We start from the raw sequence: 11,185 nt of genomic DNA on the forward strand, positions 1-11,185 counted from the left end.
ATAAAGAGAGTGAAGTCATTGAAAATGAATGAGTTTGTAAGTCACCATGATTCTTCGTTGGAGCTAATAATCGAAAAGGAGTTTCCTGGTGAACGATGTGTTGGGGGAAAATATTCTGCCAAAGGACATAGCATCACTTTATATGAGAGAGATATCGAAATTCAATGTGAACGCTCCCTAGGCTCGCTTGCAAGGCTTGAGGAATACTCATGGGTGATCCTCACACATGAGTTGGGCCACGCATTGGATCCCGAACTTGCTGTGCTTAGTGAGAAGCTATACACTACAGGAAAATCAGAAATCCTTTATCAAATAGAGGTCAATGCATGGAATATTGCAGAAGGATTAATTCCTTTCGCGTTTCAGGATTTGTTTGCCATCATTAGGGATGAATCTCTGGAACATTGTACAAATCGCCTGCGGGTCGGTTAAAAGGCTCTCCATATGGAGGGTTTTTTTATTTTCCGCTAAACGGAAATTCCGATAGAGTTTGGGTCGAGGGGGAGAATGGACTATTGAATAGTTCGGAAGCTGCAGAAAGTGGTAAATGATATGGAAAGTTAATATAATGTGCTTTTTACATTAATGTTTCCAAAGGAAACTTCATATCTTTAATGGGGTATTCACTTTAATGAATCCTTTAAGAGGAATGGGACATGGATGGATTTTTTGGTTTATATTTTTAAAAGATTGACAGTGAGAATCATTTTCATTAAACTAGTATTATTAGACTAAAAGGGGAGTATTTTAATGCGACCATCTATTAACACACAGTCTTTATCGCTCGGTTATGGTGAAAAATTAATTATAAATGATATGAATATAGAAATACCCAAAGGGGAGATCACCGTATTCATCGGTGCTAATGGATGTGGAAAATCAACACTGCTAAGGTCTGTTGCCCGATTGTTAAAACCTCAATCCGGCTCAGTTTTGCTCGAAGGCAAAGCGATTTCGACCATGTCATCGAAGGATGTAGCAAGAAAGATGGCGATTCTTCCACAATCCCCGGTTGCTCCTGAAGGACTTACAGTCTATCAACTTGTTAAACAAGGAAGGTATCCTTATCAAAGCTGGTTGAAACAGTGGAGTTCCGTAGATGAAGAAAAAGTTCAAAAGGCGATTGAAGCGACGAACCTGACTGATTTAAAGGATCAGGCAGTCGATGAATTATCGGGAGGCCAGAAGCAACGGGCATGGATAGCAATGACGCTGGCTCAGGATACGGACGTCATTTTGTTGGATGAACCGACTACATATCTTGATATGACCCATCAAATCGAGATTTTGGACTTATTGTTCGACTTAAATGAGTCTGAGAACCGAACGATCGTGATGGTGCTTCATGATTTGAATTTAGCTTGCCGTTATGCGGATAATCTGGTGGCACTTAAAGATGGGGCGATACATGCTCAAGGCCGACCAGAGGATATCATCACGCGTGAATTGGTACAGCATGTATTCTGCATGGAATGTCAAATTTCTTGTGATCCGATTTTCGGCAGTCCCATGTGTGTCCCATTTGGTAAAGGCCGCTACGCCCGAAGTCAGGTAAAAGCGCTGGCCAATGCATAACCTACCACCCGCTATTGAAAAAGAGCTGCAGGGATATCGCATTTCCTTTCGAGATGAAGCGAAAGTTTCCAAGACCTTCAATCATGCTGATGAGCTTATTCAGTATGCACAAGCCCGGACTGGTGCTGAAACATCAAGGATAGCCATTTCAATGTGGTTCAGACGCTATGCTTTTTTTGTCACGGCACAATTTTACATGTTCAGCAAACATCGGCTTATCTGGAAAGGCACACTTCAGGAAATTGGAGTTTTGGATGATCCAGAAGATGAACATTGGCTCCCGAGTTTTTGGATGAAAACTAACAGGTGGAGCAATGTCACGGAAAAAGAAAGCACATCTGCCCTCCATTCCATATTAAGCAGCTTTGGTGCAGATGCCATTCGCTTCTTTTCCGGAACTGCTAAAATATCGAAGCTAGTGCTCTGGGAAAATATTTGGAGTTATACGGTATGGATGTATAGTGAGTTATTGAAGCAGGAAGATATAAAGATGCGGGTTGAAAAGGACATTGAAATACTGCTTGAAGATGAAGTATGGCTGAATATTGAAACGCATTCGCCCTTTAAACGGTTCATTGGGGAAAAAAGTGTTCCTGCGTCCATGAATCCTTATAAACGGGTGACATGCTGTTTATATTACCGAATTGAAGGTCAGGAAAAATGTGCGTATTGTCCGAATAATAACTGTTGAAATAGATTTGATTGGAGAGCCAGGCTTGGGGTCAAGCCTGGTTTTCTTGTGGAGTGATAAGAGACGGTCAGCTTAGGCTTTTTCTTGTCCATTGTCTATCACTTATTAACGAAAACTAAACGCACTAACGAGATTGGTATGTTATAATGTTGATATTTAATTGAACGGAGGCAGTCGCATGGGAAATGGGATCATACACTACGGAATTGGTGAAGTAGTAGATATATATATGTACATTAAAACGAGTACAAAAGCGGTGGCAAGTAATGGAAAGCCATTTTTAACATTGATTTTGTGCGATAAAACCGGGGAGATCGAGGCAAAGTTATGGGATGTTTCCGAGGCTGACGAGAAAACATACAGTGCGGAAGCTACGGTGAAAGTTCAAGGGGAAGTCCAGAATTATCGAGGACGCAGCCAATTGAAAATCCGTAATATCAGAATTACTTCAGACACTGATGGGGTAACAAAAGCCGATTTAATTCAAACGGCCCCTATAAGTCAGGAAGAAATGATGGAAACCATCACTCAATTCATTTTTGAAATGAGGAACCCGAATATCCAAAGGGTGACTAGGCATCTTATAAAAAAATATCAGAATGAATTCCTGACGTTTCCTGCTGCCACCAAGAACCACCATGAGTATATGTCGGGTCTGGCCTATCACGTTGTATCGATGCTAGGGCTGGCTAAGGCCATTTCAACCCTATATCCTTCCCTCAATAAGGATCTATTGTATGCCGGAGTCATTCTCCATGACCTTGGAAAGGTACATGAGCTATCTGGACCTGTTTCGACTGTTTATACAGTGGAGGGGAACTTGTTGGGGCATATCACCATCATGGTAAATGAAGTCGGCAAAGCTGCAGAGGAATTGGGCATTGAAGCGGAAGAAATCATGATTCTCAAGCACTTGATATTAAGTCATCATGGTAAAGCGGAATGGGGCAGTCCAAAACCGCCAATGGTGAGGGAAGCGGAAGTGCTGCATTATATTGATAATATGGATGCCAAGATAAATATGATGGACCGGGCATTAGAAAAAGTGAAACCGGGTGAATTTACGGAAAGAGTCTTTGCGCTCGATAATCGTTCATTCTATAAACCAACATTTTAATGAAATATGTTTCTTTCTCGATGGAGAAAGAAGCATATTTTTTTTGTTCACGCATATTCTCTAGTAAATGAATAGTAGATTTTTTGGGAGGGAATGGACATGCCAATTTGGATCTGGTTCGTGTTTATTGGAATAATCGTCAGTGCAGTCATGGCAATTTGGACAGCTAGGCAGGAACGCCTTATAGATGATGCATGGATTGAGAAGGAAGGTCAGAAGTACATTGAACGTATGGAAGAAGAGCGTGAGAGGCGTAAAAAGGATATAAATCAGGGAGCGTAGCTTGAATGATGAGAAAAAAGAAGCGACAGGCCAAAGGCCTGTCGCTTTTTACTATCCAATTATTTTTCAGCCTTGGTTGCGTCACCAGAAGTGATGGCATCTTTCAGATCTTTATCTTTAATCTTCACGTCCGCTTTTTTGACTTCTGAATTCAAAATATCCTGAACTTTAGTTTGGTCAATCTGAGCGACTTTCAAATCATATTCAAGATCTTTTTTCATATCTTTGTATGGTTTCTTTTCTTTTGTATCAAGAAGTTGGATGATGTGGTAGCCATAATCGGATTTAATTGGCTTGCTGATTTCATCTTTCTTCATTTTGTAAGCTTGTTCTTCAAATGCAGGAACCATTTCACCTTGTCCGAACCAGCCTAGCTCGCCGCCTTTTTCAGCTGTGCCTGTGTCTGTTGAATATTCTTTTGCAAGTTTAGCGAAATCTTCGCCTTTGTCCAATTTAGCTTTAACTTCGTTGGCTGTTTTTTGGTCTTTCACTAGAATATGTCTCGCTTTGATTTGTGGTTTATAGTCTTCATAAGCTTTTTTCACATCAGCTTCTTTAACTTTTATATCGGCAACGGCTGCTTTTTCTTGAAGCATGCCGATTTTAAGTGCGCGTTTAAGATCATCTTCGCTCTTATATCCGGAAGAGGCCAGGGCCGTTTCGAAATTTTCACCCATTTGCTCTTTAAGTTCGTCCGTTTTAGCTTTAACTTCTTTATCAGTTACTGTATATTTTTCAGAGAGAACTTTTTCATAAACAAGTTCCTGAAGAACGGTTTCACCATAACGGTCTTTCATTACATTGTAAAATTCCTCTTTAGTTATATCCCCCGCTTTAGTTTCCACGACTGCTTCCTTGTCGCTGTTGCATGCTGTAAGTCCGATCAGCCCTGCAGTAACAGCAATCGATAATGCCCACTTCTTCATAAAAACAACTCCTAGTTTTAAGTTTCTGATTTGCTATTTTTCGTATTTCCACAAAATTAACTATAACATATTCTGGTTACTTTACAAAAAATAATATATTGGTGTAAGAATAAGATTTTTTTTGAAAATGGGTGAACGCCTACCCACATAATAAACCATTACATATGATAAATCGAGGACAACAAAAGGGGGTAGGAAAATGGGTAATGGATTTAACGGAGGTTTCGCTTTGTTAGTGGTGTTATTCATATTATTAATAATTGTAGGATCAGCCTGTTTCTAATCGGCTGCAAAATTAATAATGGAAAGAGCCCACTCCTTTTGTCATGGAGTTGAATAGGATATGGTAGCCGCTCAACATAAAGACGAAGTGAATATCAAGCTTAGAAAGGAATGGATTCCTTTTGGCGGATTTAAGGGTGTGCATGAAATTACAATTACTTAAGAATGGAAAGGAGGAAGATCAATGTCTGGAGGAATAGGTGGAGGCTTTGCTCTAATTGTCGTTCTTTTCATCCTGTTAGTCATCATTGGAGCTTCTTGGTTATAAACTCATAAACAAAAGGCGAAGCTGTTGCTTCGCCCTTTTTCTTTATGTGGATAATGCCCCGGATATCACCAATGTATGTAACAAATGATGGCAATCATTTGTTGCTCATCTCTACGTATACAAAATTTCAATATAGGAGGATAATAACATAATAGTAATTAATACATTAATGGTCCTGAATACTTTAGGCTGCCGGTCTTCAGCAATTTCCTTTTGAATGCATAAAGAGTTTGTCATTCTATTAATATTATAAAGGATCAAAATAGCAAAAATAATAAACCAGAACGAGATCAAAACCTAAAATCCCTCCTTGCAAAACTTCATGTATAAATACGATACCAAATTATAATGAAAAAAGATACATAAAAATCTTATTGGACATCATTATGAATGAATAAGAAATCACTTTTGAATAAGTATATCGTATCCTTCGAGATGTTCCTCGATAAAAGAATGTCTTGGGGAACCAATCAGGTTTTTTATATAAATAAAATCCGATACGCATAATCCGGTGTGCAGGGATAATAAAATAGTGAAATAATGAATGTAATGTGGAAAACTAAGGGCACAACCAATCAATATGACAGACATAATGACGAAAGGCAGCACAAGGGTCAAAAGATAAAGATGCTTTCGAATAGGAACATGTACATTGACTTTGCATGTAAGCACAAGGTTCCACTTCAAGGACCAAGAAGTTTTTACTTTTTTGCATAATAATCGTAAAGGTAAATAGTGTAATAGTTTGTGAACAGGATATAATAAGAGCAATAGGCTAAAAAATACCATTGTTTGATCGCCATACAAAATAACATGAGTTAAAAAGACACTTAATAATGTATAGATCAGAACAAAAGACAACAATATAGTAAAAACTGCAAAAAAGATCAGACGGCAACTGCCATATTGTTTTGCCACGTCAATTGTTTTCCACGAATTCATTTCGAAATCAGCCCTCCAAAGCTGTTTTAATATACTTACATACATTACGATGAATGGATGGAAAAAGCAATGAAATTCTTGGATTAACTTTAAGATAATGTGTTGGCAAGCTAAGGGCGTTAAAGGCCAGGTTTTGAACCAGGGATCTGACGGATTCCTGAGTATGAAAAATCAATAATTGGGTCATATGCCTTCTTATGATAAATTGAATGATCGATTGGGGATAAGTGATTTATGAAAAATATAAATGAAGAAATAGAAATACTCCGTTTTCATCAACGGCTTTTATTAAACCTGATACGCAATCCAGAGGCCAAGTTGGACTATCTATTTGTGGAAAAAAATTTCACGAAGAAGGAAGCGGAAGAATTATTGAAAACATGTGATACCTTGAGCAAACGCTATGAAATAGAAAAAGCGGAAGGGTATATGAACTTTCGACCGCTTTTTAATCAATTTGAAAGAAATATTAATTCAAAAATAACCATAAAGGAATGCGTTGATGCATGCCTCTCACAAGGTTTATATGTATCATTCATGAGGGAAATGGATAGAGTATGAGATTAAACTGGCTCAGTTTCTTTCTCTATCTTTTTTTTTGTGATTTTACCCTCCACGTCAGTAAACTCCTGATCAATATTATCGAAGGACCGTTCAAAGATTTGCATGAAATCTTCACCGTAGATATTACGGATGATGGCCATCATTTCAATCATATCGGGAAACTTGCCATAAAGCTCACGCAGTGGAAGTGCACCTGAGAAAGCAGAGTTCTTGCTTGGGTCGTATGTCTCCATTAAATCAAGAAGGATTTTTTCACCTTCTGCCGTGATCTCTATATACGTATTCCTTTTGTCATTTTCTTTTTTGGAAAATGTTAAGTATCCGCGTTCCTCTAATTTTTTTGAAAAGTTAAATGCCGTAGAAACATGCATGACCCCAAATTTTGCAACATCAGAAATGGAAGAGCCATTAAGATGGTAGGCAATCCAAAGAATATGATGCTCATTGATATTTAAATCATAGGGCTTGATCCATTGCTGCCAATCTTTTTCAATCGATTTCCATAATGCTTTGCTTAATTGTGCAATTCGTTGACTAAAAATCATTGCTTCTTTCATAGAATAATTTTTATTCTGCATATTATGGGCTCACCTACTTATAAGATTCTATATATTTATTATGACAATAAAATAAAAATTAATAAAGAAAAATATTTGCAAAATTTTTAGAAAATTTTAGTTTTTTAATGAATTCTCCATTCTTTCCCAATAAACCATGTAATTTATTGGGAAGAATGGAGAATCAAGATTTTGTGACGATGTCAGCTATTAATTTTTTGAAGAAGGGGTGGCCGCTTCCAATTCTTTCAATGAATTTTCAATTTCTTGAACGTTCTTCAATAATTCATTTTTATTGGGTTCAATTTCCCGCTTCCAGTTCTCGATGACGACCTGAACATCCGAAATGAACGTTTTTACCGTTTCTTTGCTGATTTGTGAAGCTTCCATCGTGTCATCTTTAATATTTAGCATTTTTACCTTTAACTCATCAATTGTATTCTTAATATCTTCGGTATTCGTTTTGATGCGGGTCCGTAGGTCTTTACCTGAACTTGGTGTTGAAAGTAAGGTTGCCGCACCAGCTACTACTGTTCCGGTCAAAAAGCCAATTAGTAATGATTTTGCATTCATTAGGATCACCTCATTTTATATTATGTTTTCGCTTTCCATGGTCTGAATCCCTGCTGAAAAAAGCATCAATTGGAAATTATGATAAATAGGGAGAGAAATACTATTGATATCAAAATACCATAATTTTCATCCTTATGGAAGAGTATCGACCATTTTATCTTTATATCACAAAAATATTTTTTTAAACTTAGAGAGTAAATATATAATATTTAAAAATAACTTGAAGCTTTATTAATAATGCTTCATATAAAGGGAAGAGCAGCATATAGATAATAAAAACAAGCTGTCGGAACATGGATGGCACTGGTGGGTAAAGAATGAAAATCATTTTTTTATTAGGTCTGGTATGCGTGTGCGGAATGGGGTATTTTCTAAGGCGAGCTAAAACTCCTGGCATCTATCCGCCTAAGAGGGTGCTCCAGGCTAGAGCCTTCGCTATGGGCCTCCCCGGGGTTTTACTGCTTTTCATTTGGTTTATGTGGATATTGATTCAATGACCGATGAAGGATGATTCTGACTAGAGTTCCAGATTCATAAGATTGGAAAAAAAGCACCGGATATTCCGGTGCCTTTTTAGGTATGATGATCCTGCTGCTTAAGCATTAATGGGTATATTTGATTTTCTTACGATGCCGTTCACAATTGGATAAATGATGACCATCGCAACTGTATTTAACAGTACGGCAGGAAGTACAACAGCGCCGAAAAGTGCAACGAAAGGCCCTGGAAGGGAAACGATATAATAAGCCGAACCAAGGAAGACAGCGCCGGAAATCATTGTTCCTACGGCAGTCAAGATACTAACGGTGACAACGGATGTTGAAAACTTCTTAAGACTGATGAATAAAAGGTAAAACAGAAAGGCTGTTGCCAATTTGTCTATGATATTTGGAATCTGTCCACCAGGAAATGTAGTCGTCATGGCAGAGATGGCTCCAGCAGCCAAGGCGACAATGAAAACATTCTTCTTCGCGGGAAACAGGGTAATCGCCAAAAACATCATCAACAGCATCATATCCGGTTTCATTCCAAGGAAGAATCCAGGCACGATAAAATGCAGGGCAGCCCCAATCCCGATTAATAGGGACAGTGACACAAGGGTTTTCGTTTTCATTTACTCATCTCTCCTATTCTCATCTCAACTAACATCTTTTCTTCAACAATGCACTATTGCTTGTTGCAAGAAGTTTAAAATAGTATATCATAAGTCCTATTTTTTTAGAAGTTATATTTGTTTGAATTAAAGGATTTGAGCTTCCTTCGCTTTATACGATTCCTGGAATTCCTTCATGAAATCCGCAAGGTCCTGGCAATGGGATAAAGGGACAGCGTTATAGATGGATGCTCTGCATCCACCGATGGAACGGTGACCGTTCAGTCCTACGAATCCGGCTTGCTTTGCCTCTTTAAGGAATTGTACTTCAGCTTCTTCGGATGGAAGCTTGAACGTCACATTCATTAATGAACGGCTGTCCGGTAGGGCATGGCCTTTATAAAAACCATCGCTGCCGTCGATGGCATCATAAATGACTTTTGCTTTTTCTTCATTGGCTTTTGCAATCTTTTCCACGCCGCCTTGTTCTTTTGCCCAATCCAACACAAGGGACAATAAGTAAATGGCCAATGTCGGAGGCGTGTTGTATAAAGAGTTATTTTTCGAATGGATAGAATAGTTCATCATGGATGGGATTTTGTCATTATCCGTAATTAAATCTTTACGGATGATAACGACCGTGATTCCCGATGGCCCCAGATTCTTTTGTGCACCTGCATAGATGATGCCGAATTTTCTAACATCAATTTTTTTACTGAGAATATCACTTGACATATCAGCTACTAAAGGAATGCCACCTGTTTCCGGGAAGTCCTTCCATTGCGTTCCGTAAATCGTATTATTGCTTGTGATATGAAGATATGCAGCATCATCATTCAATTGGATGTCTTCGACTTTAGGGATGAACGTATATTTTTCATCTTTGGATGAAGCGACAACAGCCGTTTCACCAACCTTTTTGGCCTCTTTTAATGCCTTTTCCGACCAAGAACCAGTTAGGACATAATCTGCCCTTTTCCCATCATTCAATATGTTCATGGGAATCATGGAAAATTGTAGGCTTGCTCCTCCTTGAAGCAGGAGAACTTCATAATTTTCAGGAATTTCCAAGAGTTCTTTTAATGATTGAATGGCATGGTTATGAATCTTTTCGAATTCCGAACTTCTATGGCTTAATTCCATGACCGACATACCTGAATCCTCAATATTCAACCACTCGTTTTGGGCTCTTTGTAAAACCTCTAAAGGAAGGGCGGCTGGCCCAGCGTTAAAATTGCGTGCACGTTTCAATTTTTTTCCTCCTATGCGACTATGCGATAAAGTATTTGGGACTATTCATATATCCTACCAGAAAACTAAATTCAATAGGAGGAAAATTTAGAATTTTAGGGGAGATTTCGTTTTAATGATGTGCCAATGCAAAAAGGTCCTCCACTTTGAGTGAGGACCAAATCGGGATCTTTGTTTTTCATGCAACCAGCGTGAGCTAGCGTTCAATTGACGATCCTTTTAAAAGATATAACGAGAGGAAAAAGAAACCTTCATTGACCACGGTCTCATTTTAAATGCTGTGCAATGGAGTCGGCGATTTGTTTCAGGTCATCTGGTGTATAGTCGCTCGTATTCGTTTTCCAAACAGCCCCAAATCCGTCTCCTTCACCATGCCGAGGAATTAAATGCATATGAAAATGGAAAACGGACTGTCCTGCGGCTTCACCGTTATTATTTAGAACGTTCAGGCCTACAGGTTGAAATTCCTGCTTCATGGCACGGGCAATTTCCGGCACCACTTCAAAAAGGTTCTTGGCAATCTCAGGTGTCAACTCATAAAGGTTTTCCTTATGTACTTTTGGTATTACCAGCGTATGGCCTTTTGTTACTTGACTGATATCGAGAAAGGCCAATACATGTTCATTTTCGAAAACTTTGGAACTTGGGATATCCCCATTGATTATTTTGCAAAAAATGCAATCACTCATTAAAAACGCCCCTTTAGAAATTAATGTATTTGGTTAATCGTACCATAGCTTGAATCCCTGGGAAAAGGAAAAATCATAAAAACAGGATGCAACATAAGTTGCACCCTGCCTGTTGAAAAAGGGGTTTTTGCTTCAAAATTCGCATTAGCATAAATTCTCTGCGACAAACACCTCATCTACATTTTAGTAAAATATGGTTATTATCTGATTAGAGATTTTCCATTCAAAGCAACCATCTCCTATATCTTTAAAGTTTCATCAACTTTCAAAGCATAATTGATAATTATTGAATGATTTTTCTGCTTTTACGTGCAAGAGAACCATCTCCTTGCTCGAAACGATTTTTTTTAATGAAGCTTCTGGTTTAATTCAGTT

The 11,185-nt window shown here is 38.3% G+C and carries 16 protein-coding genes; 8 read left to right on the top strand and 8 right to left on the bottom strand.

Going from position 1 to position 11,185, the window contains the following annotated elements; genetic code table 11:
- Positions 1-24 precede the first annotated feature (24 nt).
- The 5 genes from JNUCC41_RS14600 (at position 25) to JNUCC41_RS14620 (ending at position 3,665) form a co-directional block, all read left to right on the top strand.
- Complete coding sequence (locus JNUCC41_RS14600; protein WP_228467336.1) at positions 25-432, top strand: hypothetical protein; 408 nt, start codon at positions 25-27, stop codon at positions 430-432.
- 318 nt (positions 433-750) lie between these two features.
- Positions 751-1,575 carry an ABC transporter ATP-binding protein gene (locus JNUCC41_RS14605; RefSeq protein WP_192203632.1) on the top strand — a complete coding sequence of 275 codons (825 nt, stop codon included), beginning with the start codon at positions 751-753 and terminating at the stop codon, positions 1,573-1,575.
- Complete coding sequence (locus JNUCC41_RS14610) at positions 1,568-2,266, top strand: (2Fe-2S)-binding protein (RefSeq protein ID WP_192203633.1); 699 nt, start codon at positions 1,568-1,570, stop codon at positions 2,264-2,266. Before JNUCC41_RS14605 ends, JNUCC41_RS14610 begins: the two co-directional genes overlap by 8 nt.
- A 178-nt stretch (positions 2,267-2,444) precedes the next feature.
- Positions 2,445-3,383, top strand: coding sequence for a 3'-5' exoribonuclease YhaM (yhaM, locus tag JNUCC41_RS14615; RefSeq protein ID WP_192203634.1), 939 nt, complete (start codon positions 2,445-2,447; stop codon positions 3,381-3,383).
- A gap of 99 nt (positions 3,384-3,482) precedes the next feature.
- Positions 3,483-3,665, top strand: coding sequence for a sporulation YhaL family protein (locus tag JNUCC41_RS14620; protein WP_370662518.1), 183 nt, complete (start codon positions 3,483-3,485; stop codon positions 3,663-3,665).
- A 59-nt stretch (positions 3,666-3,724) separates the two neighbouring features.
- Here the strand turns inward: JNUCC41_RS14620 and JNUCC41_RS14625 are convergent, their stop codons facing one another.
- Complete coding sequence (locus tag JNUCC41_RS14625; protein ID WP_192203636.1) at positions 3,725-4,591, bottom strand: peptidylprolyl isomerase; 867 nt, start codon at positions 4,589-4,591, stop codon at positions 3,725-3,727.
- A 199-nt stretch (positions 4,592-4,790) separates the two neighbouring features.
- On the opposite strand from JNUCC41_RS14625, the gene JNUCC41_RS14630 reads away from it, so the two are divergent.
- Both JNUCC41_RS14630 and JNUCC41_RS14635 read left to right on the top strand, forming a co-directional pair.
- Complete coding sequence (locus JNUCC41_RS14630; protein WP_141242671.1) at positions 4,791-4,874, top strand: YjcZ family sporulation protein; 84 nt, start codon at positions 4,791-4,793, stop codon at positions 4,872-4,874.
- A 183-nt stretch (positions 4,875-5,057) separates the two neighbouring features.
- A complete protein-coding gene (locus JNUCC41_RS14635) occupies positions 5,058-5,141 on the top strand; it encodes a YjcZ family sporulation protein (RefSeq protein WP_034314699.1) in 84 nt (27 codons plus the stop codon).
- Between the two features lie 111 nt (positions 5,142-5,252).
- On the opposite strand, the gene JNUCC41_RS26745 is transcribed toward JNUCC41_RS14635, so the two are convergent.
- Together JNUCC41_RS26745 and JNUCC41_RS27280 are read right to left on the bottom strand one after the other, a co-directional pair.
- Positions 5,253-5,435 carry a hypothetical protein gene (locus JNUCC41_RS26745; protein ID WP_034314696.1) on the bottom strand — a complete coding sequence of 61 codons (183 nt, stop codon included), beginning with the start codon at positions 5,433-5,435 and terminating at the stop codon, positions 5,253-5,255.
- A 108-nt stretch (positions 5,436-5,543) separates the two neighbouring features.
- On the bottom strand, positions 5,544-6,128 hold the full coding sequence (locus JNUCC41_RS27280) for a DUF3267 domain-containing protein (protein ID WP_353618248.1): 585 nt from the start codon (positions 6,126-6,128) through the stop codon (positions 5,544-5,546).
- 189 nt (positions 6,129-6,317) lie between these two features.
- On the opposite strand from JNUCC41_RS27280, the gene JNUCC41_RS14645 reads away from it, so the two are divergent.
- Positions 6,318-6,644, top strand: coding sequence for a DUF1878 family protein (locus JNUCC41_RS14645; protein ID WP_192203638.1), 327 nt, complete (start codon positions 6,318-6,320; stop codon positions 6,642-6,644).
- Positions 6,645-6,646: 2 nt separating this feature from the next.
- On the opposite strand, the gene JNUCC41_RS14650 is transcribed toward JNUCC41_RS14645, so the two are convergent.
- The 5 genes from JNUCC41_RS14650 to JNUCC41_RS14670 all read right to left on the bottom strand — a co-directional run bounded on the left by JNUCC41_RS14650 (position 6,647) and on the right by JNUCC41_RS14670 (position 10,810).
- Positions 6,647-7,225 (bottom strand): HTH-type transcriptional regulator Hpr, encoded by a 579-nt coding sequence (locus tag JNUCC41_RS14650; protein WP_034314691.1) that lies wholly within the window; start codon positions 7,223-7,225, stop codon positions 6,647-6,649.
- Positions 7,226-7,414: 189 nt separating this feature from the next.
- Complete coding sequence (locus JNUCC41_RS14655) at positions 7,415-7,777, bottom strand: YtxH domain-containing protein (protein ID WP_192203639.1); 363 nt, start codon at positions 7,775-7,777, stop codon at positions 7,415-7,417.
- 595 nt (positions 7,778-8,372) lie between these two features.
- Positions 8,373-8,891: a tryptophan transporter gene (locus tag JNUCC41_RS14660; RefSeq protein ID WP_076367276.1), complete on the bottom strand. Its 519-nt coding sequence runs from the start codon at positions 8,889-8,891 to the stop codon at positions 8,373-8,375.
- 126 nt (positions 8,892-9,017) lie between these two features.
- Positions 9,018-10,121, bottom strand: a complete 1,104-nt coding sequence (serC, locus tag JNUCC41_RS14665) for a 3-phosphoserine/phosphohydroxythreonine transaminase (RefSeq protein ID WP_192203640.1) — start codon at positions 10,119-10,121, stop codon at positions 9,018-9,020.
- Between the two features lie 266 nt (positions 10,122-10,387).
- Entirely contained in the window at positions 10,388-10,810 is a 423-nt protein-coding gene (locus JNUCC41_RS14670; RefSeq protein WP_192203641.1) for an HIT family protein, read from the bottom strand.
- Positions 10,811-11,185 lie beyond the last annotated feature (375 nt).

This window comes from Brevibacillus sp. JNUCC-41 (genome assembly GCF_014844095.1).
Taxonomy (GTDB): domain Bacteria; phylum Bacillota; class Bacilli; order Bacillales; family DSM-1321; genus Peribacillus; species Peribacillus aracenensis.